At 55.8% G+C, this 24,319-nt stretch carries 23 protein-coding genes, 1 tRNA gene and 1 pseudogene; 14 read left to right on the forward strand and 11 right to left on the reverse strand.

Annotation, left to right across the window (positions count from 1 at the left end; translation table 11 throughout):
* Nucleotides 1–9 precede the first annotated feature (9 nt).
* Nucleotides 10–909, forward strand: a complete 900-nt coding sequence (locus OCH02_RS01630) for a LysR family transcriptional regulator (protein WP_261429431.1) — start codon at nucleotides 10–12, stop codon at nucleotides 907–909.
* Here OCH02_RS01630 and OCH02_RS01635 read toward each other — a convergent pair.
* Together OCH02_RS01635 and OCH02_RS01640 are read right to left on the reverse strand one after the other, a co-directional pair.
* Nucleotides 884–1,690, reverse strand: a complete 807-nt coding sequence (locus OCH02_RS01635; RefSeq protein ID WP_261429432.1) for a substrate-binding domain-containing protein — start codon at nucleotides 1,688–1,690, stop codon at nucleotides 884–886. The two genes, OCH02_RS01630 and OCH02_RS01635, sit on opposite strands and share 26 nt — an antisense overlap.
* 15 nt (nucleotides 1,691–1,705) lie before the next feature.
* Nucleotides 1,706–3,001, reverse strand: coding sequence for an MFS transporter (locus OCH02_RS01640; RefSeq protein WP_261429433.1), 1,296 nt, complete (start codon nucleotides 2,999–3,001; stop codon nucleotides 1,706–1,708).
* Between the two features lie 285 nt (nucleotides 3,002–3,286).
* On the opposite strand from OCH02_RS01640, the gene OCH02_RS01645 reads away from it, so the two are divergent.
* Complete coding sequence (locus OCH02_RS01645) at nucleotides 3,287–3,466, forward strand: hypothetical protein (protein ID WP_261429435.1); 180 nt, start codon at nucleotides 3,287–3,289, stop codon at nucleotides 3,464–3,466.
* A gap of 68 nt (nucleotides 3,467–3,534) precedes the next feature.
* Here OCH02_RS01645 and OCH02_RS01650 read toward each other — a convergent pair whose 3' ends face one another.
* The 7 genes from OCH02_RS01650 to dpiA all read right to left on the reverse strand — a co-directional run bounded on the left by OCH02_RS01650 (nucleotide 3,535) and on the right by dpiA (nucleotide 11,723).
* Nucleotides 3,535–4,566 carry a methionine synthase gene (locus tag OCH02_RS01650; RefSeq protein WP_261429436.1) on the reverse strand — a complete coding sequence of 344 codons (1,032 nt, stop codon included), beginning with the start codon at nucleotides 4,564–4,566 and terminating at the stop codon, nucleotides 3,535–3,537.
* 27 nt (nucleotides 4,567–4,593) lie between these two features.
* Nucleotides 4,594–5,571 carry a DUF1852 domain-containing protein gene (locus OCH02_RS01655; protein ID WP_261429437.1) on the reverse strand — a complete coding sequence of 326 codons (978 nt, stop codon included), beginning with the start codon at nucleotides 5,569–5,571 and terminating at the stop codon, nucleotides 4,594–4,596.
* 283 nt (nucleotides 5,572–5,854) lie between these two features.
* Nucleotides 5,855–6,745 (reverse strand): oxidoreductase, encoded by an 891-nt coding sequence (locus OCH02_RS01660; RefSeq protein WP_261429438.1) that lies wholly within the window; start codon nucleotides 6,743–6,745, stop codon nucleotides 5,855–5,857.
* A gap of 253 nt (nucleotides 6,746–6,998) precedes the next feature.
* Entirely contained in the window at nucleotides 6,999–7,448 is a 450-nt protein-coding gene (locus tag OCH02_RS01665) for a GNAT family N-acetyltransferase (RefSeq protein ID WP_115183781.1), read from the reverse strand.
* A 196-nt stretch (nucleotides 7,449–7,644) separates the two neighbouring features.
* Nucleotides 7,645–7,720, reverse strand: a tRNA-Asn gene (locus OCH02_RS01670).
* A 113-nt stretch (nucleotides 7,721–7,833) separates the two neighbouring features.
* Complete coding sequence (locus OCH02_RS01675; RefSeq protein ID WP_261429440.1) at nucleotides 7,834–10,923, reverse strand: beta-galactosidase; 3,090 nt, start codon at nucleotides 10,921–10,923, stop codon at nucleotides 7,834–7,836.
* Nucleotides 10,924–11,036: 113 nt separating this feature from the next.
* A complete protein-coding gene (gene dpiA, locus OCH02_RS01680) occupies nucleotides 11,037–11,723 on the reverse strand; it encodes a two-component response regulator DpiA (RefSeq protein ID WP_261429442.1) in 687 nt (228 codons plus the stop codon).
* A gap of 339 nt (nucleotides 11,724–12,062) precedes the next feature.
* On the opposite strand from dpiA, the gene citC reads away from it, so the two are divergent.
* The 11 genes and pseudogenes from citC (at nucleotide 12,063) to OCH02_RS01735 (ending at nucleotide 21,634) form a co-directional block, all read left to right on the forward strand.
* Nucleotides 12,063–13,136, forward strand: coding sequence for a [citrate (pro-3S)-lyase] ligase (gene citC / locus OCH02_RS01685; protein ID WP_261429443.1), 1,074 nt, complete (start codon nucleotides 12,063–12,065; stop codon nucleotides 13,134–13,136).
* A complete protein-coding gene (gene citD / locus OCH02_RS01690; RefSeq protein WP_261429444.1) occupies nucleotides 13,133–13,441 on the forward strand; it encodes a citrate lyase acyl carrier protein in 309 nt (102 codons plus the stop codon). Before citC ends, citD begins: the two co-directional genes overlap by 4 nt.
* Nucleotides 13,425–14,345, forward strand: a complete 921-nt coding sequence (citE, locus tag OCH02_RS01695; protein ID WP_261429445.1) for a citrate (pro-3S)-lyase subunit beta — start codon at nucleotides 13,425–13,427, stop codon at nucleotides 14,343–14,345. The genes citD and citE overlap by 17 nt, the downstream gene beginning before the upstream one ends.
* Nucleotides 14,345–15,850, forward strand: a complete 1,506-nt coding sequence (gene citF, locus OCH02_RS01700; protein WP_261429447.1) for a citrate lyase subunit alpha — start codon at nucleotides 14,345–14,347, stop codon at nucleotides 15,848–15,850. The genes citE and citF overlap by 1 nt, the downstream gene beginning before the upstream one ends.
* A gap of 4 nt (nucleotides 15,851–15,854) precedes the next feature.
* Complete coding sequence (gene citX, locus OCH02_RS01705; protein WP_261429448.1) at nucleotides 15,855–16,403, forward strand: citrate lyase holo-[acyl-carrier protein] synthase; 549 nt, start codon at nucleotides 15,855–15,857, stop codon at nucleotides 16,401–16,403.
* Nucleotides 16,381–17,265: a triphosphoribosyl-dephospho-CoA synthase CitG gene (gene citG / locus OCH02_RS01710; protein ID WP_261429450.1), complete on the forward strand. Its 885-nt coding sequence runs from the start codon at nucleotides 16,381–16,383 to the stop codon at nucleotides 17,263–17,265. The genes citX and citG overlap by 23 nt, the downstream gene beginning before the upstream one ends.
* 28 nt (nucleotides 17,266–17,293) lie before the next feature.
* Nucleotides 17,294–18,757, forward strand: coding sequence for an anion permease (locus OCH02_RS01715; protein WP_261429451.1), 1,464 nt, complete (start codon nucleotides 17,294–17,296; stop codon nucleotides 18,755–18,757).
* Between the two features lie 150 nt (nucleotides 18,758–18,907).
* Nucleotides 18,908–20,137, forward strand: a complete 1,230-nt coding sequence (gene agp / locus OCH02_RS01720; RefSeq protein ID WP_261429453.1) for a bifunctional glucose-1-phosphatase/inositol phosphatase — start codon at nucleotides 18,908–18,910, stop codon at nucleotides 20,135–20,137.
* Between the two features lie 117 nt (nucleotides 20,138–20,254).
* The gene (locus OCH02_RS01725; RefSeq protein ID WP_261423344.1) at nucleotides 20,255–20,545 is read left to right on the forward strand and encodes a nucleotidyltransferase family protein; all 291 of its coding nucleotides are present in this window, start codon (nucleotides 20,255–20,257) and stop codon (nucleotides 20,543–20,545) included.
* The gene (locus OCH02_RS01730) at nucleotides 20,542–20,904 is read left to right on the forward strand and encodes a DUF86 domain-containing protein (protein WP_261429456.1); all 363 of its coding nucleotides are present in this window, start codon (nucleotides 20,542–20,544) and stop codon (nucleotides 20,902–20,904) included. Before OCH02_RS01725 ends, OCH02_RS01730 begins: the two co-directional genes overlap by 4 nt.
* A 33-nt stretch (nucleotides 20,905–20,937) precedes the next feature.
* A pseudogene (locus OCH02_RS01735) lies at nucleotides 20,938–21,634 on the forward strand (4'-phosphopantetheinyl transferase).
* A 25-nt stretch (nucleotides 21,635–21,659) separates the two neighbouring features.
* Here the strand turns inward: OCH02_RS01735 and rarD are convergent.
* Nucleotides 21,660–22,553: an EamA family transporter RarD gene (gene rarD, locus OCH02_RS01740; RefSeq protein ID WP_261429457.1), complete on the reverse strand. Its 894-nt coding sequence runs from the start codon at nucleotides 22,551–22,553 to the stop codon at nucleotides 21,660–21,662.
* Nucleotides 22,554–22,693: 140 nt separating this feature from the next.
* Between rarD and alkB the strand changes: the two genes are divergently transcribed.
* Nucleotides 22,694–23,341: a DNA oxidative demethylase AlkB gene (gene alkB / locus OCH02_RS01745; RefSeq protein ID WP_261429459.1), complete on the forward strand. Its 648-nt coding sequence runs from the start codon at nucleotides 22,694–22,696 to the stop codon at nucleotides 23,339–23,341.
* On the opposite strand, the gene OCH02_RS01750 is transcribed toward alkB, so the two are convergent.
* A complete protein-coding gene (locus OCH02_RS01750) occupies nucleotides 23,324–24,259 on the reverse strand; it encodes a LysR family transcriptional regulator (protein ID WP_261429461.1) in 936 nt (311 codons plus the stop codon). The genes alkB and OCH02_RS01750 overlap by 18 nt on opposite strands.
* Nucleotides 24,260–24,319: the final 60 nt, after the last annotated feature.

A 24,319-nucleotide genomic window follows, 5' to 3' on the forward strand; every position in this document is an offset into this window, starting at 1 on the left:
CCTGCCACTATGCCCGTGAATTTTGATCTCAACGATCTTTACGCCTTCCGCGCGTTGGTTGAATACGGTAATTTTCGGCTTGCCGCGGAGTCAATCTGCCTTTCGCAGTCAGCATTGAGCCGCAGGATAGAGAAGCTGGAATCCGCGCTGGGCATTAAGCTGTTCGACAGAACCACCCGGCGCGTCACGCTAACCCTTTATGGACAGACCTTCGCCGAGCGTTCAGAGCAACTACTGATGAACGTTGAGTTGGTATTGGCAGATATCAATAAGGTCAGTCAGGACAGAACGGGCCTGGTCACCGTCGCCACGGTGCCTTCAGCGGCCTACTACTTCATGCCCGACGTGATTCGCCGCTTCCAGGCTCGCTATCCACGCGTCCGCGTTAAGCTCATCGATAGCAGTGCAGGCAATGTCATCGAAGCGGTTACCCGCGGCCAGGCCGACTTCGGCATCTGTTTTGCGAGAAATCTGCAACCCGACATCGAATTTGTGCCGTTGATTGGGGATGTTTATGTGGCCGCCTGCAGGCGCGATCACCCTCTGGCCACTAAAAAAAGCCTGACCTGGCGCGAGTTTTATCAGCAGGATTATGTCGGGCTGGATAAGACCTCCGGCAACCGCAATCTGCTCGACCAAATGCTGGCACACATTATCCCTGAGCGTCCCAGCCTCTGCGAAACCCGCCATGTGACAACCATGTTGGGCATGGTTGAGGCGGGTATCGGCATTGCCGCCGTACCCGCCATGTCTATGCCGGGTACGGACCATTCGGTGCTGACTCACCTGCCGCTGACCGACCCGGTTGTAAAGCGTACCGTTGGCCTGATCAGGCGCAGCGGACGTATGCAATCCTACCTTGCCGCCGAGTTGGAAAAACTGATCACTGAACAGTATCACTCTGCCTAGCCGGTTGTTCAGCCTTCACGGCTCTCATCCCGGTGGCGTGAATGGTTTTTTGCGCCTGCGGGGAGGACAGGAAATCCAGTAGCGCTTTGCCTTCCTGGCGGTGTTCGGCTTTGGCGGTGACCGCACCGGCAAAGCGGGTAATGTACTGGACATTGTCAGGCAGTTCGCCAATAAAGGTTACGCCCGGGACGGGAAGCAGTTCACTGACCTGCTGGAAGCCTACCGCATATTTCCCTTTCGCCACCTCGGATGCCACCGGAATGCGTTCAACCTTATGCGCCTTCTCCTTCACCTGGTCTTCAATACCCAGCTTTTGGAATAGCTGATTGCTGATATATCTGCCGCTGGCACTGTCAGAATAGGCAATGGATTTAGCCTGCAGCAGGGTATTACGCAGCTCTGCATCATTTTTGATATCGGGTATCGGGGCACCTTGTTTGACCACCATGCCAATCGGCGAATCGGCCAGTTCAACGCGCGAACCCGGCTGTATCCAGTTATCCTTTTCCAGCTTTTTTAGTGCATCACCCACCATAATCACCACGTCGGCATTTTCGCCGCGAGCCAGGCGTGCTGGAATCGCCTGGGGCGTATTACCCATCGAGGGGCCGGACACCAAAATAACGTTGTCGCCACTCTTTGCTTCAAACTGTGGGGCCAGTTTTTCCAGTGCGGCTTTAAAGCCCCCTGAAATCATGACGGTCACTTCTTTAGCTTGTACTCCCGTACTGACAGAGCAAACCACCAACGTGGCGAGGAATGAACGGTAGATTTTTTGCATGACGTAATCCCTGATTTAAGCTGCTGTTTGTAAAGATAATGGACTGCGACGGTACAGATAGAACGTCGCCAGTAATGCGCACAGTGCAGCAAAACTCATCCAGTAGCCGGGGGATGCCTTATCGCCGGTGTACTCAATCAGTGCGGTAGAAATGACCGGTGTAAATCCGCCAAAGACCGCGGTCGCCAGGCTGTAGGCCAGTGAGAAACCGGCAACCCGGACCTCCGTCGGCATGACCTCGGTTAACGCCGGGATCATGGCACCGTTGTAGAGGCCATAGATGAAGGAGAGCCATAACAGCACTGTGAGCATCATGGAGAAGCTGGGTGCCTCAGCAAGCAGGCCAAGTGCCGGATACGCAGTGGCCAGTGCCAGCAGAGCCATGGTAATCAGGACCGGTTTACGACCAAAACGGTCTGACAGGGCGCCCCCTACCGGCAACCAGAAGAAGTTGGATATCGCTACCAGCAAGGTCACCAGCAGGCTGTCAGAGGCGCTCAGCATCAGCACTTTTTTTCCGAACGTCGGTGCATACACGGTGATCAAATAAAACGCGGTGGTGGTCATGGCGACCATCAGCATGCCGGCAATAACCACCTGCCAGTTCGCCAGGAGGGTTTTAAACACCTCGCGCATCGCCAGGTGGTTACGACGGGCGTTAAACTCCTGGGTTTCTTCCAGTTTGCGGCGCAGGAAAAAGATGAAAGGGACAATCAGGCAGCCGAACAGGAAAGGCAGACGCCAGCCCCATTCGCGAATGGCGCTTTCTTCCATGACGGCATTCAGGGCGAAACCCATTGCCGCTGCCACCATAATGGCCACTTGCTGGCTGCCAGACTGCCAACTGGTGTAAAAGCCTTTGCGGCCTGGGGTGGCAATTTCGGCCAGGTAAACGGATACGCCGCCCAGTTCAGCACCGGCTGAGAAGCCTTGCAATAAACGACCGCCCAGCACCAGCAACGGCGCCCAGATCCCGATCGCCTGATAGGACGGGATAAGCACAATCAGGAAGGTCCCGGCGGCCATGATCGACAGGGTAACAATCAGCCCTTTACGTCTGCCGACTTTATCAATGTACGCACCCAACACGATGGCACCGATAGGACGCATCAAAAAGCCCGCGCCAAAGACAGCGAAGGTCATCATCAGCGAGGCAAATTCACTGCTGGCCGGAAAAAAGGTATGGGCGATGTAGGTGGCATAGAACCCGAACAGGAAAAAATCAAACTGCTCCAGAAAGTTACCGGAGGTAACTCGCAGTATCGCGCTGATTCTTGCCCGGTGGGTCATGGGGGCGTTAGAGGAATGCATCTTAATCTCCAGTTTGTCATTGACGCTTTTGCTGCGCCTGTTGCTGCAGACTGGATCAGGTCAATAAAGTAAATAAGCGCAATAAACGCATCAGCTGATGCGTTTGCCGCATGAATCAACGTTAACAATTCAATGCGATAAGCTGTAACGGGGCATTAACAATGATTGCCGTATTCTGACGTGTTCGCTGGACGCTAAAACTTCATGCGCGTTTTGTGACAAGCCTCATACAGGGAAAAGGGCGGTTCGCAGTCAGGATTCATCAAGTACGGCTGGGAAAAGAACATGACCGATTACATTAATGGCAGCATGGCGTATCTGGGTGTGGAGGATACGAGGATCGATTTTCTCTATAACACGATTGGCGTAGAGGAGGGGATTACCGACGGCGAGGCCCACTACCAAAAACTGTTCGCCGAAGCGCGTGAGGTTGTCAGTTCGCTGAGAGCAATCAGTGAAGCCTGAACGGTAACGCCTGGCTAAAATACCAAAAGCAGACTTCCGGAGAAGCCTGCTTTTCTAATTTTGTGAGGTTATTTAGCGGCGAGTTCTCTGCGGATGATCTCCGCGCCTGCGCTTAAAGCATTGAGCTTGCCCGTGGCTACCCGACGAGACAACGGAGCCATGCCGCAGTTGGTTGAAGGATAGAGCTTGTCGGCGTCAACAAACTGCAGTGCCTTGCGTAAAGTATTGGCGACTTCTTCCGGTGTTTCTATGGCATTGGTTGCCACGTCAATGGCACCGACCATCACTTTTTTACCGCGGATCAGCTCAAGCAAGTCCATTGGAACATGCGAGTTATGACATTCCAGTGAGATGATATCGATATTGGATGTCTGCAGTTTGGGGAAAGCTTCTTCATATTGCCGCCATTCTGACCCCAGCGTTTTTTTCCAATCGGTATTGGCTTTGATGCCATACCCGTAGCAGATATGCACAGCCGTTTCACATTTAAGCCCTTCGATGGCTCTTTCTAAAGCGGCGATGCCCCAATCATTCACTTCATCAAAGAAAACGTTAAATGCCGGCTCATCAAACTGGATAATATCGACACCGGCCGCCTCTAGCTCTCGGGCTTCCTGGTTGAGAATTTTAGCGAATTCCCAGGCCAGTTTTTCGCGGCTTTTATAGTGGTTATCATAAAGCGTATCTATCATCGTCATTGGGCCTGGCAGGGCCCATTTAATCGGCTGCTTGGTTAGCTGACGTAAAAAACGGGCGTCTTCAACAAACACCGGCTTTTGACGGGCCACCGCACCGACGACCGTCGGTACACTGGCATCATAGCGATTACGAATTCTAACCGTCTGCCGTTTTTCAAAATCAACGCCGCTCAGGTGCTCAATAAAGGTAGTGACAAAGTGTTGGCGCGTTTGCTCGCCATCACTGACAATATCAATGCCTGCTCGTTGTTGATCTTCCAGGGACAAACGCAGGGCATCTTGTTTACCCTCAATCAGTTCCTCATCCTGCAGTTTCCAGGGTGACCAAAGTGTCTCAGGTTGTGCCAGCCAGGAAGGCTTGGGTAAGCTGCCGGCAGTCGAAGTAGGTAATAATATTTTCATAATGAATGACCTTTTATTCTGGGTTAATCAAAGCGCGCAGTGAGCAGACCATTGCTCAAAAATAGTCTTATAGGGTTTGATAAAGTGTTCTTCAGTAAATTTCCCCTGCTCAATAGCCAACTGGCTACGCTCTTCACGGTCATAAACAATTTTTGTTAATGAATGATCCTGGTGATTCAGGGCCGGCTGATAGTATTGTCCGGCTGCAGAGTTTGCATTGTAAATCTCAGGGCGGTAAATCTTTTGGAACGTCTCCATCGTGCTGATGGTACTGATAAGTTCAAGATCGGTGTAATCACTGAGTAAATCACCAGAAAAATAAAATGCCAAAGGCGCAACGCTATTTTTCGGCATAAAATAGCGGACCTGCAGGCCCATCTTGCTGAAGTATTTTTCAGTCAAAGAAGAATCGTTTTGCTGGTATTCTATGCCCAATACAGGATGCTCATTTCCGGTCTGATAATAGGTGTCTTTACTCGAAACACTTAAGCATATTACCGGCGACTTGGTGAAATTATCCTTGTACTCATTTGAGTTGACGAAATATTTAAAGATGTTTCCGTGCAAGTTACCAAAGTCATCTGGAATGCTAAATCCGGGTTGGTTATTATTGTGCTCTAACAGCAACACACTGAAGTCATAATCTCGCACGTAAGAAGAGAAGTTATTCCCTACGATACCTTCCGTACGTTTGTTGGTTTTTTTATCAATAATGTTGGTTTTTAATATTTCAATGACGGGGAAGCTATTGTCATTGTCTTTAATGTTCATCTCAACAGAAATGATTTCAAGTTCGACAGAATAACGATCGCCTTTGGGGTTATCCCAATGCGCCAAACTGTTGAAACGGTTGTCAATCATCACCAGAGTATTGCGCAGGTTTTCCTGACGGTTCTTGCCTCTGGCCAAATTGGCAAAGTTGGTCGTGATGCGCGTATTTTCGGAAGGGTTATAGTTTTCATCGAAACTACTGCTCTTGATGGTAAATCTAAAATCTTTGTTCATCGTGATCTTGCACCCTGAGTTCTGGCATGAAAACTGAATCTACCTTTTTGATTTTCCAGAAACTACTGGGTTTCTCATTCATCAGTCTTCATGTTGTCAGTAAGTTAACATTGCATCTTTTATGCCAGAGCCACGGAATGAGTGAAAGCGACTTAATTTCATTACCACATGAGGTATCTTCATGATCTGGGGTGGAGAGGGGGGAAGTGTCGATAGTGGGGGCAGTGACGGGTCAAAAAGCGTTGAGAAACGCCCCCTACAAACGCAGTTGGTGTTTAGCGCTTCAACCCGGCCCCTCGCTTCCTGCTGCCAACAAAGGAACCAGGATGTCACTAATGGGGGTAGGAATACCCTGCGCATGACCATAACGCTGCACGACGCCGTTGCGTATCTCCCATTCCAGCGGGCGATTGGCCTGGCGATCGGCGAGAATGGAGGTACCCAAGTCCGCAGGCGCACGATGAAAACCGTCAACGATCTCCTGTGGAACGTTATCGCCAAGAACCGCACCTTCGGCACGTGCGACAGTCAGACATTCATGCAGATAAGCCAGTGCCAGTTTCGTGATATCCCCGCGTGAGAACATTCCCGCACGGCGGTTTGCAAGAACCATCAGGCCCGCGACCGCATTCTGCAATAGTTTGCGCCAGGCGATCGAGAGGAAATCGGATGACAACTCAACGCTGCAGCGGCTACCGCTGAGCGCATCAACGACCCGTTTTACCTGCGGCACATCCGGGAGTGTCAAACGCGGTTTAGCCCGCAGGCGGACAGAGGAATCTGGTTCGCGCTGTGCCGGGAACCATACGACCGAAGGCAGTACCGTTGCTCCGTTAACATAGGGTTCCAACAGAGTTTTCTGTTCGACGCCGTTTTGCAGCGCACACACGACAGTGTTTTCATTGCATAACGCGGCAAGCCAATGGGCGCTCTCAGCCACCTGGGTCGTTTTCACCGCCACAAAGACCAGATCGAAGGGTTGGGTGCTGGTCGGCGGCCTGCTCAATACCGGACCAGGAACCACCACTTCACCTTCATCGTAACGAAGAATTAATTGTGGGTGCGCGGTGCGCCCGCAAAGTAGTGGCGTGCGGCCGACTTCGTGCAATGCAGCAGCGATAGTGGTACCAATCGCACCGGGACCAATCAGAGCAATAGTAGGGGAGTCAGGCATTTCAAGTCCTCCAGTGATCGTCAATCCATCAACAGCGTGCCGGTAGCACTCACCGTGCTCGCCAGTATTTTGCTGAACGTGAGTATTTCACTGAGAAACAGATAACCCAGGACTGCGGCAAACAGCAAGCTGATTTCGTGTCGCACCGATAGCCAGAACGAGCATAAAAAAGCTCAAAGCGAGATTGTGTTCAAAGAGTTTTAACAGTCTGCTTTGTGCCAAAAGCGGACGTCAGGGCCGACAAATACAATCATCACAATGCCTTTGCGAAACAGACAGCTTCTTCTCTACCTATATATGGGCCATAATTCTCAATACGGACATATCCATTTTTTTCGTAAAAATTGACAGCCCGACGGTTGATATGTCGGGTTTCCAGTTTCAACTCGCGATATCCCATTTGTTTTGCGGAGGTTTCCAGAAAAGTAAGTAAAGCACTACCCACGCCTGGCAAGCTTTGGTCTGAAAACATTCTTTTAATCTCGGCTGTATTTTGAGTTAATGGCCGGATTGCGCCGCATCCTATCGCATCCCCATGGGCATTCTTTGCCAATACCCATAATGCTTTGTCATCATTCATTGCTTCAACGGTGAAGTTGGTTTTGCCATTATCGCCAGTTATAGCGGCAAGTTCAGCGGACAGCATTTCGATTAAGCGATGGGATTCTGAAGAAAATGGATCTGATTTCTCTACGGTTATCATGGTTATATCCTATAAAGGGAGTTTAACCAGCATAAAGTACCCTGCCTGAAAAATCATCATCTCAAAACGGGTAATGGGACAACGCTGCTCCCTGGCTTTATCGGGGATACAATGTCCGTTATTCGCTCGTAGAAGCCATCCACCAAAACAAAAGCAAAAAGCCCGCTTAAGTTTCCTTAAGCGGGCTTCTCTAATTTGGCTCCTCTGACTGGACTCGAACCAGTGACATACGGATTAACAGTCCGCCGTTCTACCGACTGAACTACAGAGGAATCGTTTGAACGGCCGGAATCATAACGGGGTGTTGGCAGCATGTCAAAGGTGGATTACGCATTCTGTGACTGTTTGCTTACAGAATGCGCAACCCGTTGAGCTTTTGGCAGATTTAGCTCCGTTCTGCGCGTTTTAGACGCAGTTGATAATGGTAATGGCTGCGGTTGAGCAGGTAGTCCTGATTAACGCTCGGGCTCCAGGAGTCGTCACCGCCCACCCCCATGTGGAAACCGTCCAGGCTGAGCCAGGTGCCGGCTTCCGGTTGTAGCAGGTGCTGGTGGCTGCATTCCATCAACTGGCGCAGGCCGTAGCGGCTGAGCGAGAAGTGGAACCGTCCGTCGATGTGCCAGCCACCGTACTGCAGGCTGCGGGTCTCGCAGCGCAGACCGTTCTCGCCGGGGAAGATATACGGCGTGTGCAACGCTTCCAACGGCTGCTGCCAACGCCCAAATTGCGCGGCGAGGCGGCGGTCCGGGTAGTTCTCATGCGGGCCCAGCCCCAACCATTGCGCCTGTGGATGAATTTCTTTCAATTGGCAGCTCAGGCCAATACGTGCCGGTGGCGGCAGGCTGGCGGCGATATCGACGTCGACGCTGATGTTGACGGCGCCCTCGCTGTCGAACAGCCACTGTTTGCGGCTGCGCAGCAGCGTTTGCCCCTCGGCTTCGAACAGGTGTTCACTCACCACCCGTACGCCGTCGCTCAATTGATCGGCCTGCAACAGCGTGCAGCGCTCCTCCAGCCGATACATTCCCGCCAGCTTCCAGCGTTCTACCCAGGCGTTGGGATCGATGCGCTCGACTTCGCTGATGCCGATGTCGTTATCCAGCGGCGCACGGATAAAGTTATCGCGCAGTGGCGTCAGCAGTTGAGGGTGGTCATGTTGCCACCATTGGCTCAGGCAGCCGTCGTGGCGTGTAAACTGCCAGCGTTGATGGCCATGGGTGATGTCGATAGTTTGCTCATTTTGGCTCAGCTGTGGCGCTGACCCGTCCGCTGTCGCTGGTGCAAAATGCAGCGTGCGTGGCACCAACCATTGGTCCCAGGCGCAGCGATGGTTGGCTTCGGACCAGTCGGTGGCCTGCGGTTGTACCACTTCGACATTCAGCCACAGTTCGCCGGGTTGATGGAGCATCGGCAAGCGCTCGAGCAGTGGGAAGCTGGCGCTACTCTGCGGTAGCAGGTTGAGATCGAAGCTGCCGCTGGCACGCTCCGTGCCATCGAGTTCCAGCCGCCAGTTCAGCCGTTCATTGTCGGTTTGGCGGAACAGATATTCGCTGGTGACGGTCAGCGTCAGCGTCTCGGCGTCGAAGGAAAACTGGAAAAATTGTTGGGCGCGTTGTGCTTCAAACAGCGCAGGGTGGGGTGTGCGGTCGGGGAATACCAGACCGTTAAGGCAGAATTGCCGATCGTTTGGCGTGTCGCCAAAGTCGCCACCGTAGGCCCAGTATGGGTTGCCGTTTTCATCACTGCGGGTCAGTGCCTGATCGACCCAGTCCCAGACGAAGCCACCCTGCAGGCGCGGATACTGACGGAAGGCCTGCCAGTAGCGGTCAAAACCCCCGAAGCTGTTGCCCATCGCATGCGCGTATTCGCACAGGATCAGCGGGCGATGCTCATCCGGCAGGCCGATCCACTTTTTGATTGACCACTTGGGCACGGCGGGGAATGGTTGATCCTGATCCACCCGCGCATACATCGGGCAGATAATATCGGTGGCGGCGCTATTGGCCCCCCCGCCTTCGTACTGCACCGGGCGGGTAGGATCCTGACTTTTCACCCAGCGATACAGTGCGTCGTGGTTGCAGCCGTGACCGGATTCGTTGCCCAGCGACCAGATAATAATACAAGGGTGGTTGCGGTCACGCTGCACCATGCGGGTTACGCGTTCGCTCATTGCCGGCAACCACAGCGGATCGTCAGACAACCGGTTCATCGGCTGCATGCCATGGGTTTCAATATTGGCTTCATCCACCACATACAGCCCGTAGCGATCGCATAACCGGTACCACAGTGGATGGTTCGGGTAGTGTGAGCAGCGCACCGCGTTGAAGTTGTGTTGCTTCATCAGCAGGATGTCATGGCGCATGGTGGCTTCGTCCATCACCTGACCGTGCTGCGGATGATGTTCGTGACGGTTGGTACCGCGGATCAACAACGGCTGGCCATTAAGTTTTAGCAGCCCATTGCTGATTTCCACCTGACGGAAGCCGACGTCATAGGCCTCCACCTCAATAATTTCCCCTTCCGGCGACAGCAGGGTGATTGTTGCGCGGTACAGCGCTGGCGTTTCCGCGCTCCACAGCAATGGTTGTTCCACCGGCAGGCGCAGGGTAGTGCGATCCTCATAGGCACCGCGTTCGTCGATAATTTCACTGCCGAATGTCTGAGTTTTTTCCCCAACCAACTGGCCATCACGCCATAGCTGCAACAGTACCCGGTGCTGTGCGGGCTGGTTGATGTGAACTTCCGCCACCAGTTCGCCACGGCGGAAACTGTCATACAGCGGGGTGGTGATGCGGATATCGCTCAGGTGCGCGGCGGGTTTATGCAGCAGGCTGACGTCGCGGAAAATACCGCTCATGCGCCACATATCCTGATCTTCCAGATAGCTGCCATCGCACCAGCGCAGCACCATCACCGCCAGGCGGTTCTCACCGGCCTGCAACCAGGGGCTGAGATCAAACTCGGCGGGCAGGCGACTGTCCTGTGAATAACCGACCCAGTGGCCGTTGCACCACAGATAAAACGCCGAGTTGACGCCGTCAAAAATGATGCGCGTCTGGCCTTCAGCCAGCCAGGCAGGGTCAACGGTAAACTGCCGCGAATAGCAGCCGGTCGGGTTATGTTCCGGCACCCGCGGCGGATCGACCGGGATCGGGTAGCGGACGTTGGTGTAGATCGGCGCGTCATAACCGGCAAGTTGCCAGTTGGACGGCACCGCGAGGGGATCGGCGTCGGCCAGATCCTGTTGCAGCCAACTGTCGGGCACCGACTGGGGCTTATCGAAATAGCTGAACTGCCAGTCGCCGTTCAATATTTGCCGACTCTCGCTGCTCTTATCATCACGTGCGGCATTCAGGCTGCGCCAGCTCGAGAAAGGCGGATGTGCGGCCAGCCGCTGATAATGGGTACAGGCCGGATTTTGCCAGTCCCGGCGGGCGAGGAGGTCTTTCAGGGAAGGAGGGGGCAGGCTACTCATCGGCGATCGTCCTGTCGGCAGATTATAGGGGAATCATGCCGAATAAGATGCTGATGAGTCCCCAAAAAGTAAAGCGGTTACATTCAACCTTGCAGGGCCGATCAAATAACCGCTTATTCTGGCAGGCTGGGGCGATAAATCCGCTGCGGACGGCCCACTTTGCCGTAAATGATTTCTGCACGCAGCTGCTGGGCGGCGGTGCAAAACTCCAGATAACGGCGTGCGGTGGTCCGGCTTAACCCCATCTTTTGCGCAACGCTTTCAGCGGTGTGGCTGGCGGAAGGGATCTCGAACAAGGCGCGGATTTTTACCAGCGTCAGTTCATCAATGCCCGCGGGTAGGGCCGCCTGCTGTTCACCGCGTGCATAGGTGTTGAACATCTGATCGATGCGCTGTTGGCTAAGTCGCGCTTTGTCTTTCAGCGCCTGACGCCGCTGGCTAAAGCGCAGCAGCGTGTGGGCCAGACGATCATAGGCCAGCGGTTTAATCAGGTAATCGAACACCCCGTAACGCAGCGCTTCGGCGACGGTGTCCATATCGCTGGCGGCGGTGATAAACACAATGCCGCCGGCATAACCATTCAGGGTCAGCTCACGCAGCAGCTCAATGCCCTGACCGTCGGGCAGGAAGTTATCCAGCAGAATAAGATCCGGTTTGAAGCGCTCGGTCATCATACGGGCTTGCGCCAGGTTGCCGGCCAGCCAGATTTGCCGGCAACCGCCATTCTGCCGGATAAATTCCGCATGCATCTCCGCCAGCGGCGTCTCATCTTCGACGATCAGTATGTTCAACCATTCCATAGTGAATCTCGTCTCCCCGACGTCTTTCAATATGCAATCAACATGCTAATAAAATGTAAGTTAATTGCCACTCAAAATAAAGATTATCTCAATAATAAACACCATAAAAATAATTAAGTAAATAAACAACATTAAATAACTTATTAACCGGGAGGGGTTTGTGAAATAGGTCAATAATTCGCTATTTTTTTATGATTATTATCGTTTCATTAAATTCAGTTGATGGTTTTAACGGTTTTATCTTTATGGTTTTTAAGGTTTTAATGACGCTTAAGAATGTTAATTGATGTTTCTTCCTTGTTTGTTTTGTTATTTATTAGTTAACCCAGAGAGTGTGCCATGTTGGGCGATGCCGTATTTGACCGAGTGAAAAGATCAGATCATAAAAGTATTGCGCAGATTAATGCCTTCCTGCGGAGTAACGATCTGAATATTGATACGACGGTTGAAATATTTATTACCGTTACACAGAACGATAAATTGGTCGCCTGCGGCGGTATTGCGGACAATATTATCAAATGCGTTGCCATCAGCCCACAAATGCGCGGCGAAGGCTTGGCACTGCAACTGGCGACCGAACTGGTGAATCTGGCTTATGAGCGCCACCACACCCAGCTATTTATTTACACCAAAATCCAAAATGAACCGCTGTTCCGCCAGTGTGGTTTTTATCCGATAGCCCAGGTACCGGGCATCGTGGTGCTGATGGAAAACAGCCCGTGCCGCCTGAAGCGCTATGCCGCCCAACTGGCGGGTCAGCGGCAGCCGGGCAAGCGCATTGGCAGCATTGTGATGAATGCCAACCCCTTTACCCGTGGTCACCAATATCTGGTGCGCCAGGCGGCCGAAAAGTGCGACTGGCTGCACCTGTTTTTGGTCAAGGAAAACACCTCGCGTTTCAGCTATGAAGACCGGCGGCGACTGGTGCTGGCAGGCACGGCAGACATTGCCAACCTGAGGGTGCATGAAGGCTCGCAATACGTCATTTCCCGCGCCACTTTCCCCTGTTACTTCATTAAAGATCAGGGTATTGCCGACGACTGCTACACCGAAATCGATCTGAAGATCTTTCGTCAGTATCTGGCACCCGCGCTGGGCATCACCCACCGTTTTGTCGGCAACGAGCCATTCTGCGCGGTCACCGCGAAGTACAACCGCGATATGCGTTATTGGCTGGAAACCCCGGCGTTATCCAGCCCGCCAATCGCGCTGGTAGAAATTGAGCGTTTGCAATATCAGGGCACGGCAATCTCCGCCTCCTGGGTGCGCAAGCTGTTGGCCGCGGGGGATTTTCACGCCGCCGCGCCGCTGGTGCCACCGGACACCCTGTATTACCTGCAAGATTTGCAAACGCAGCGCCGGACCAAACCGGCGGCCACCCCCTTTGAATCCGCACAATCAGGTGAAAGATGAAAATTATCCGAGAAGCAATGGCCGGCACGCTGGAATCCAGCGATGTCATGGTGCGCATCGCCCCCGCCGAGGGGCCGGAACACGACCTGCTGATCGCCAGCAGCGTGGAAAAACAGTTTGGCGAAGCCATCCGCCAGACGCTGTTGCAGGTGCTGCAGCACTACCAGGTGGAGCCTGTGCAGGTGATGGTGGACGACAAAGGGGCGCTCGACTGCGTACTGCGGGCCCGGCTGGAAACTGCGCTGATGCGTGCCAGCGACAATGGCCAACTGCCATGGGGAGTGCCTAATGAAAATGCTGAATAAACACCGCCTGCGTCGCAGCATGCTGTTCGTGCCCGGCGCCAATGCGGCGATGGTGAGCAACGCCTTTATCTATCAGGCCGATGCGCTGATGTTCGATCTGGAAGACTCGGTGATCCTGCGCGAAAAAGACGCGGCGCGGCGGCTGGTTTACCACGCGCTGCAACATCCGCTGTATCAGGAAGTGGAAACCATTGTGCGGGTTAACGCGCTGGATTCCGCGTACGGCCTGGCGGATCTGCAGGCGGTGGTGCGGGGTGGGGCGGACATTGTGCGCCTGCCGAAAACCGACAGCGCGCAGGACGTGGTGGATATGGATCGCGAGATTGCCGCCATCGAAGCCGACTGCGGACGCCCGGTCGGCAGCACCGGCCTGCTGGCGGCGATTGAGTCGGCGGCGGGTATTACTCAGGCGGTGGCGATTGCCCATGCCTCTCCACGGCTGATCGGCATTGCGCTGGGTGCGGAAGACTACGTGCGCAACCTGCGTACCGAGCGTTCCCCGGAAGGCATCGAACTGTTGTTCGCACGTTGTTCATTGCTGCAGGCGGCGCGGGCGGCAGGCATTCAGGCGTTCGACACGGTCTATTCCGACGCCAATAACGAAGCCGGTTTCCTGCAGGAAGCGGCGCTGATCAAACAGCTCGGCTTCGACGGCAAATCCCTGATTAACCCCCGGCAGATTGAACTGTTGCACAACCTGTATGCGCCCACCGCCAAAGAGGTGGCTCACGCTCAACGGGTGGTGGACGCCGCGGCGGCGGCGGAGCAGGAGGGGCGCGGCGTGGTGTCGCTCAACGGCAAGATGGTCGACAGCCCGGTGATTGAACGCGCACGGCTGGTGCTGCAGCGTGCAGCGCTTTCCGGCATCCGCGAAGCCTCGGTTCAGCATGGAGAGGAAGCATAATGAAACGCCAACAACGATTGATGACCCTGAACAACCTGGCGGAGTTGCGCTGCTATCAGGATTCCTCCAAGGCTAACCAGCAGGCGCGTAAACCCCGCGATATCAAACGCTGCGACACGCTGGAACAGGCGGTGCGCCGCAGCGGATTGCAGGACGGCATGACCATTTCTTTCCACCATGCGTTTCGCGGTGGCGATCTGGCGCTAAATCAGGTGATGGAAACGCTGGCGGCGATGGGGTTCCGCAACCTGACGCTGGCTTCCAGCTCGCTCAGCGAATGCCATGCGCCGCTGGTCGGCCATATCCGTAATGGGGTGGTAAGCCGCATTTATACCTCCGGCGTGCGCGGCCCGCTGGCGGACGCCATCTCACGCGGTCTGTTGGCCGAGCCGGTACAAATCCACTCCCACGGCGGTCGGGTCAATCTGATCGAGTCCGGCGAATTGAGTATCGACGTTGCCTTCCTCGGGGTACCGGCCTGCGATGAGTTCGGTAATGCCAATGGCTACAGCGGCGAAGCCTGCTGCGGCTCGCTGGGTTACGCCAAAGTGGATGCCGACGCGGCGGGCACCGTGGTGCTGCTGACCGAGGCGATTGTGCCTTATCCGCATCATCCGGCCAGCCTGGCGCAGGATCGGGTGGATCTGATTGTTCAACTTGAGCGCGTGGGCGACGCCGACAAGATTGGTGCCGATGCCACACGCATGACTTCCAACCCGCGTGAACTGCTGATTGCCCGCCGGGCCGCTGAAGTGATCGCCGGTTCCGGCTACTTTACCGAAGGTTTCTCGCTGCAAACCGGCACCGGTGGCGCTTCACTGGCGGTGACGCGTTTTCTGGAAGACAAAATGCGCGCGCGCGGCATTCGCGCCGGTTTCGCATTAGGCGGCATCACCTCGACCATGGTGGATTTGCATGAAAAAGGGCTGATCGCTCGCTTGCTGGACGTGCAGAGCTTTGACCGTGCGGCGGCGATGTCGCTGGCGCGTAACCCCAATCACATAGAGATCAGCGCCAATCAGTATGCCAACTTCAGCTCAAAGGGGGCTTCGGTCGACAGACTTGATGTGGTGGTTCTGAGCGCGCTGGAAATCGACACCGGTTTTAACGTTAACGTGCTGACCGGTTCCGACGGCCTGCTGCGTGGAGCTTCCGGTGGCCACTGCGACACCGCCGCGGCGGCGCGGTTGGCGATCATCGTGGCACCGCTGGTGCGCGGGCGTATCCCAACGCTGGTCGAGCAGGTCACCACCTGTGTCACGCCTGGCTCCAGCATCGACATTCTGGTTACCGATCATGGTATTGCCGTTAATCCCGCGCGGCCGGAGTTGGCGCAGCGGTTGCAAGAAGCCGGTTTACCGGTGGTCAGCATCGACTGGCTGCGTCAGCGCGCGCTGCTGCTGACCGGTGAACCGGCACCGATCGTCTTTACCGACAGGGTGGTGGCGGTAGTGCGCTATCGCGATGGTTCGGTGATCGACGTGGTGCATCAGGTGGCGGAGTAATCCTATGGCTAGCCTCCCTCCCGAACTGGCCGCCAACCGCGCAGTCAGCCTGCCGGAACTGTTGACCAGCCGCGAATGCCGCCAGGCACGCCAGCAGGCATGGCTGGCGCAGCATCAGTCCACCTTGCTGGTGCTGACGCTGGTGGTGCCCGGCGCGGTAAAAGACAGCGCGCTGACGCGCAATATCTTCAATCTGGGCTGGCAGGCGCTGCAGCAAATGTGGGCTGAACAGGGTTGGCACTGCCTGCAGGCTGAAACGCTGGCGCTATCGACCGGCTGCGAGGGTTTCGTGGCGCTGCAGGCCGACGCACAGCGGGTGAAAGACTGCGCCATCCAGTTGGAAGTGCAGCAGCCAATTGGCCGACTGTGGGATATCGACGTGCTGGACTCACAGGGGCGCATTTTGTCGCGCCGCGATCTGGGGTTGGCGGAGCGTCGCTGTCTGTTGTGCAGCCAACCGGCCAAACTCTGCGCCCGTCAACGGCAGCACAGCAGTGAACAGCTACTGCAGGAAATGGAAAGGATGCTCAATGATGCACTCGCTCCCCGCTGAACCCGTCAAGTTTGCCCCGCAAACGGAGGTCGGTGACTTCGCCCATGCCGCCTACCGCGCGCTGTTGGTGGAAGTGAATCTGACCCCAAAGCCGGGGCTGGTGGATCGCCACAACAACGGGGCTCATCGGGATATGAACCTCGGTCATTTTTACCGTAGCGCCCGCGCCATTGGTATCTGGCTGCCGCGGTTTATCCGCCAGGGCCGCGACGATGCCTTCCGTCCGGCCGCCGAACAGCTATTACGACTGCGGCCGCTGGGGCTGGCCTGTGAAACCCACATGTTCCAGGCCACCGGCGGCGTCAATACCCATAAAGGCAGCGTGTTTTCGCTCGGCCTGCTGTGTGCCGCCTTTGGCCGTCGTTACCAGCAACAACAGCCCATTGACGCCAAAACCCTATGCGCCGAGGTGGCAAGGCTATGTCACGGGCTGGTGGCGCGGGAGCTGCAGCAACACAACGCGTTGCAGACTGCCGGGCAGCGACTGTTCGCCGAGCATGGCCTGAGCGGCGCTCGCGGCGAAGCCGAGTCCGGCTTCGAGCGGGTGATTAACGGCGCGCTGCCGCTGTACCGACAACGGCTGATTGCCGGTTGCGATGAGCAGACGGCGCTGATGGACAGCCTGCTGTGGCTGATGGCGCACAACGACGACACCAACGTCGCGTCACGCGGCGGCATCGAAGGATTGCGCTGGTTGCAGCAACGTGCCGCAGAGTTGCTGGATCAGGGCGGGGCGCAGGGCGAGCAGGGCATCTTTCGCCTGCGCCAGTTCGACGCCGACTGCATCACGCGCAACCTCAGCCCCGGCGGTAGCGCCGACCTGTTAATCGTCACCTGGCTGCTGGCGCAGTTAGCGAACTAAAAACAATATCCCGTCTCTGGAGAAACTTATGTCCGAAACCAAGGAAAAAATCTGGAAAGCGCTGACGCCGCTGCTGGTGCTGGCTATCCTGTTATGGATACCCACGCCGGACGGCATGCCGCCGCAGGCCTGGCGTTACTTTGCCATTTTTGTGGCGATGATAGTCGGCATGATCCTGGAGCCGATCCCGGCGACGGCGATCAGCTTTATCGCCGTGACCCTCAGCGTGCTGAGTGCCAACTGGGTGCTGTTCGGTGCGCAGGAACTGGCGGAACCGGGCTTTAAGGCCGGTAAGGAAGCGTTGAAATGGGGGCTGGCCGGGTTCTCCAGCACCACCGTCTGGTTGGTGTTCGGGGCCTTTATCTTCGCGCTCGGCTACGAGGCTACCGGGCTGGGGCGGCGTATCGCACTGTTCCTGGTGAAATTTATGGGTAAACGTACCCTGACGCTGGGCTATGCGGTGGTAATCATTGATATCCTGCTGGCGCCGTTTACCCCGTCCAATACCGCGCGTACCGGCGGTACCGTGTTCCCGGTGGTGAAAAACCTGCCGCCGCTGTTTGACTCGTTCCCCAATGATCCCTCCTCGCGCCGGATCGGCGGCTACCTGATGTGGATGATGGTAGTCGGCACCAGCATCAGTTCCTCGATGTTCGTCACCGGTGCCGCGCCCAACGTGCTGGGCATCGAATTCGTCAGCAAGATCGCCGGGGTGCATATCAGTTGGATGCAATGGTTCCTGGCCTTCCTGCCGGTCGGGTTGCTGTTGTTGATTATCGCGCCGTTGATCTCCTATTACCTGTACAAGCCGGGCGTGACCCACAGCCGCGAAGTAGCGACCTGGGCCAACACCGCGCTGGGCGAGATGGGCAAGCTGACGCGCAAGGAATACACGCTGATTGGCCTGGTGCTGCTCAGCCTGTGCCTGTGGGTATTTGGCGGCAAGCTGCTGGATGCCACCACGGTTTGCCTGCTGGCGGTCTCCCTGATGCTGGCGCTGCACGTGGTGTCATGGAAGGAGATCACCAAATATTCCAGTGCCTGGAACACGCTGGTTAACCTGGCGACGTTGGTGGTGATGGCCAATGGCCTGACGCGCTCAGGCTTTATCGACTGGTTCGCTCAGACAATGAGTACCCACCTGGACGGTTTTTCGCCGAATATGACGGTAGTGGCGTTGGTGCTGGTGTTCTATTTTGCTCATTACCTGTTCGCCAGCCTGTCGGCACACACCGCTACCATGCTGCCGGTGATCCTGGCGGTGGGCAAGGGGTTACCGGGGGTGCCGATGGAGGAACTCTCGATGTTATTGGTGCTGTCGATCGGCATCATGGGCGTGCTGACGCCTTACGCCACCGGCCCTGGGGTGATCATCTACGGTTGCGGCTACGTGAAGTCGAAAGATTACTGGCGCATGGGGGGGATTCTCGGCGTGGTGTATATCGCCGCGCTGCTGTTGATCGGTTGGCCAATCATGCGTTTGTGGTTGTAAGTTCTTGAGTTAACGGCGGCCATCTGCGGATGGTCGCTGGGCAGACCTCTCCTTGTGATACCCATCACACACTTTCCCCGTTAACCTCGCCATCATAACGACGCTAAAGCTAACACATTAAAAATAATCATATTCCTGGAGCCTCTGCGGATGAAAAGAAAAGCCTTATTGCTGTGTTTGCCGTTATTCATCACCGGGACTGCCCTGGCGGAAACCAACGACTATCAATTGGATCAGGTACTGGTGATGAGTCGCCATAACCTGCGTGCGCCGCTGGCCAATAACGGCAGCGTGCTGGCACAGTCCACCCCCAAGGCCTGGCCGGCCTGGGACACGCCGGGTGGCCTGCTGACCACCAAGGGCGGGGTGCTGGAAGTGTATATGGGCCACTATTTTAACGCCTGGCTCAAGCAAACCGGGGTTCTGCCGCAGGAAGGCTGCCCGACGGCCGGTAGCGTTTATGTTTATGCCAACAGCCTGCAGCGCACGGTGGCAACCGCGCAGTTCTTTACCAACGGCGCTTTCCCCGGCTGTGATATCAGGGTGCATCATCAGGACAAAATGGGGGAGATGGATCCGACCTTCAACCCGATCATCACCGACAACAGCGACGCTTTCAATCAGCAGGCGCTGGGGGCGATGAACCAAGAGCTGGCCTCGCTGAAGCTGGATGCGGCCTATAAACAGCTGGCGAAAATCATCGATTACAAAGACTCCAGCAGTTGTAAAACCGACAAGCACTGCGATCTGACCAAAGAAGCCAGCAAAATGAGCGCGGTGCCGGGCAAAGAGCCGGGTGTCGCCGGCCCGCTGCGGGTGGGGAACTCGCTGGTGGATGCCTTTATGCTGCAATATTACGAAGGTTTCCCGATGAAGGACGTGGCCTGGGGCAAAATTACCACGCCGCAGCAGTGGAAACAGTTGGCGCAGCTGAAAGACGGCTATCAGGACTCGCTGTTTACCTCGCCGGTAGTGGCGCAGAACGTGGCCAAGCCACTGCTGACCTACATCAACGGCGTATTGATTGGCGAGCGCAAGCCGGACTCACCGAAAGTGACGGTGCTGGTGGGCCACGATTCCAACATCGCTTCGCTGTTGTCGGCGATGGAGTTCCAGCCATATCAACTGCCGCATCAATATGAGAAAACGCCGATTGGCGGCAAGCTGGTGTTCCAACGCTGGCACGACAAGAAAAACGATCGCGACCTGCTGAAGATTGAGTACGTCTATCAATCCACTGACCAGTTGCGCAATGCCAGCCCGTTGACGCTGAAAACGCCGCCGCAGCGCGTGACGCTGGCGCTGAAAGGCTGCCCGGTCGATAAGCAAGGCTACTGCGCCTGGAGCGACTTCGAAAAAACCATGAAAGGCATTTTGTAATCCCGCCATTCCTCTTCCCCGACTGCGGGGGAGAGGATCCTGTTTGGATGATTACGCTTGAAACACCCCCGCCAATCACCTAGCATTTCAATAAGTCTCGCCTGGGAGGGTTAACCAATGCGGCCATCAATTGCACTTGCTGAAAAACGTCATGCTGTTCGTGAGGTGGTGGGGCTTTTTCATTCTGCCAATCCACGCGTTTTTGGTTCGGTACTTTATGGAACAGACAGTGACGGCAGCGATCTTGATCTGCTCGTTGATGCACTACCCGGCGCGACCCTGTTTGACTTGGGCGGCTTACAGGCTGAACTTGAGGCTTTGCTTGGTATTCAGGTTGACCTATTGACACCTGGCGATTTGCCAGTCAAATTCCGCGCTAAGGTTCTTGCCGAGGCGCAACCGGTATGAATGAAAATCGACTTAGCGATTATCTTGCCCATATGGTGCGGGCTGCGTCAGATGCATGCAGTTTTGTTGATGGTGTGTGCCAAGAAGATTTTCTTGACGATAAACGCACCCAGCAGGCTGTAATAATGAGCTTGATTATCATAGGTGAAGCCGCCACAAAAGTGATGGACAATAATGAGCTGTTTACTCAGCAGCATCCTGAAATACCTTGGCGTAGTATGCGAGGTATGCGTAACCGTATTGCACATGGTTATTTTGATATTAACCTCGATGTGGTTTGGGCGACGGTGCAAACGGCCTTACCGGAGTTATTGATCCAGCTCCATGCGTTGCGTCATGACGTTGATGACAAAAACTGAAGCTCCATCGCTACCACCCGACATGGACGACAAGTGTTCTCTTCCTTTATCCCCACTATTGAATGGCTGAACCTGGATGATTACCCAGGGCAGGTTGCCCGTTGCCGCTTTTCTTTGGCCGATTATCAGGACGGCTGTTTCGACGAAATCAGCATGACATTGCCCGATCATCTGGCCCGTGCCGTGCCAAAGCGGCGGGCGGAGTACCTGGCCGGGCGTTACCTGGCGCGGGAGTTGCTGGCGCCGCTGGGTTTCGCGGATTTCACTGTGTTACGCGGTGAGGACCGTGCGCCGCAATGGCCGCAGGGCATTGCAGGGGCAATCAGCCATAATGCGAATACCGCGCTCTGCGCCGTACACCGGGAGAGCGGGCGGGGTGGCGTGGGACTGGACGTTGAAACGTTAATCCCCGCGGCACGGGCGGAAGAGCTGTGGGGGGGCTATCGTCAGCGAGACGGAATACGAATACCTGCGCGCTCAACCTCAGGCATTTAACCGGCTGCTGACGCTGGTGTTTTCCGCCAAGGAAAGCCTGTTCAAAGCCTTGTACCCACAGGTACGTAGCTATTTTGATTTTCTCGATGCACGCCTGGTGGCGGTTGATGCACAGCAACAAACCTTTGCATTGGAACTGCTAAAACACCTCACGCCGGATTGCCATGTCGGCCGACGCTTTAGTGGCCGCTACTGGCATGAAAGTGACGATGTCACTACATTTATTTGTATGTAATCAATGTAATAAATGCGTTGCACTGTCACGTAGTTGATTTTATCCGCCGTCGGCGCAATAGATGACCAGCACCCTCCGATACCAGCAACAGCACCGCCAGCCAGATCGGAATATAGGTTAGCCATTCATCCCGGCCGATGCTTTCGCCAAGTAGCAGCGCCACTATCACCAACAGCACCGGTTCCACATAGCTCAACAGGCCGAACAGGCTGAACGGCAGCAGGCGACTGGCCAGGATATAGCACACCAGCGCGGCGGCGCTGATCACCCCCAGCAAGGGAATTTGCCAATAAAGCGCCGGGCTGATGCTCAGCGCCACCAGCGGCCCGTTGCCCCCGAAGGCGAACCAGGCTGCCACCGGTAACATCAAAGTCAATTCACACCACAGCCCGCCGAGGTTATCGGTGCCAAAACGGCGGCGCAAAATAAAGTAAAGCGGATAACCCAGCGCCACCACCAGCGTGGTCCAGGAGACGCCGCCTACCTGATACAGCTCATTACCCACGCCGATAATCGCGCAGCTGACCGCCAGTTTTTGCAGCAATGAAAGCCTGTCGCGGAAGATCAAACGACCCGCCAGCACCATGGTCAGCGGCAACAGGAAATAGCCCAGTGATACCTCCAGCGCTTTGCCGTGCAGCGGCGCCCACAGGAACAACCACAGCTGCACTCCCAACAGCGCCGAACTCAGCGGCAGAAACAGCAGGCGGTACGGCCGCTGTTTTATCCAGCGCAGCGTTTCGCTGACTTTGCCCCAGTCGGCGGAAATCACCATGAACAGGGTCAAAAACGGCACCGTCAGCAGGGTGCGCCAGCCAAACACTTGTTCACCGTCGAGCGGCGTCAGAGTGGAAGTGTAGTAATACATCACGCCGAACAATATCGAGGCGATAACGGAAAGCGCTATTCCTTTAATCACAGACTGTCCTGAAAAGTTATTGATTTTATTGCCGCCCACTCTAGTGAAGTTTGGTGCTGACAACAATGCCGCGTATCACACTGGACAATCGGCAGTGGCGAGTTAAAATAAATACTGTGTATTAATACAGGTGTTATGCGATGACCCTCGATCTTTTTGAAGACTCGGTGCCGCCGCCGTGGCGGGAGCAGATCGCCCCTGGCGCGGTGGTGATGCACGGCTTTGTACGCGATCACGGCCCGGAGTTGCTGGCGGCAGTGAATGGGGTGATCGCCCAGGTGCCGTGGCGGCATATGACCACGCCGGGCGGTCACGTGATGTCGGTGGCGATGAGCTGGTGCGGCAACGGCTGGAGCAGTGACAGCCGGGGTTACCGTTACTCCGAACGCGACTCGCGCAGCGGCAAACGCTGGCCGCCGATCCCGGCTATTTTGATGGCACTGGCGGATGAGGCGGCGCAGCAGGCGGGTTTTGCTCCTTTCGTGCCGGATTCCTGCCTGATGAACCGCTACGATCCGGGCAGCAAGCTATCGCTGCATCAGGATAAGGACGAGCATGATTTTGGCTCGCCGATCGTTTCCGTCTCGCTGGGATTACCGGCGGTGTTCCAGTTTGGCGGCATGCAGCGCAGCGATCGCGCCCAGCGCATACCCTTGGCACACGGTGACGTAGTGGTATGGGGCGGCCCGTCACGGCTGTGTTTTCACGGCATTATGCCGGTCAAAGAGGGCTATCATTCACTGGTGGGGCCGCACCGTATTAACATTACTCTACGTAAGGCGCTTTAGCTGAGGCTCTTTTGCCAAACAGGCAACCAGATAGTCGATAAACACCCGCAGCTTGGGCGGCAAGTGCTGGTTGGGGCCATACAGCAACCACAGCCCGCCGTGGTAGCTGCTGAGAAAGTCCCATTCCGGCAGCACCTGCACCACTTCACCGCTGTCCAGCGCCTGCCGGGCAGTAAAGTACGGCAGGCTGCCAATGCCAATGTGCTGTTTCACCGCATCCAGCCGCACGCCGGTATGATTGGCAGCATAACGCCCGTGCACGTTTACCGTCACCGATTTACCGTTTCGCCGGAATTTCCAGCGGGCGTCGTTGGGCGTTTCCCCCAGATAGATACAGCTGTGCTGCGCCAAATCCTGCGGGTGCTGCGGCGTACCCTGCTGCGTCAGATAACCGGGAGTGGCGCACAGCAGGTGTTCGATAGTCATCAATTGGCGGCCAATCAAGCCGGGAGAAGGGCGCTCGGTAATACGCAGCGCCAGATCGACCCGATCGTCAATCAGGTCCATATAGCGATCTTCCAGCCGCAGGCGAACGTCTACCTTGGGGTAACGGCGTAAAAACTCCGGTATGTGCGGATGCAACACAAAGCGGCCCACCGCCTTGGGGACGCTGACGCTGACCAGTCCTTCAGGTTCCACCGCCCCGCGCCCGCTGAACGCCATGACCGAGTTCGCCGCGTCCAACATGCTGCGACAGCGCAGAAACACCTCTTCACCTTGTTCACTCAGGCGCAGCTTACGCGTGGTGCGGTGCAACAGTTGCAGCGCCAACGCCTGTTCGAGTTTGGCCACGCTGCGGCTGGCAGCCGAAGGGGAAGTGCCCAGCCTACGGGCTGCGGCGGAAAAACTGCCGCTCTCCACGACTTGAACAAAAACGGCCATTTCGGCCAGCAGTGAATGAGAGAGATTTGTGCTCACAGCGCAAAGGTCCATTGTATCTTGGATGGATTATCCTTTGATTATGGCATGAATATAATG

The sequence above is a fragment of the Serratia quinivorans genome, assembly GCF_946227985.1.
GTDB classification, from domain to species: Bacteria; Pseudomonadota; Gammaproteobacteria; order Enterobacterales; family Enterobacteriaceae; genus Serratia; species Serratia quinivorans_A.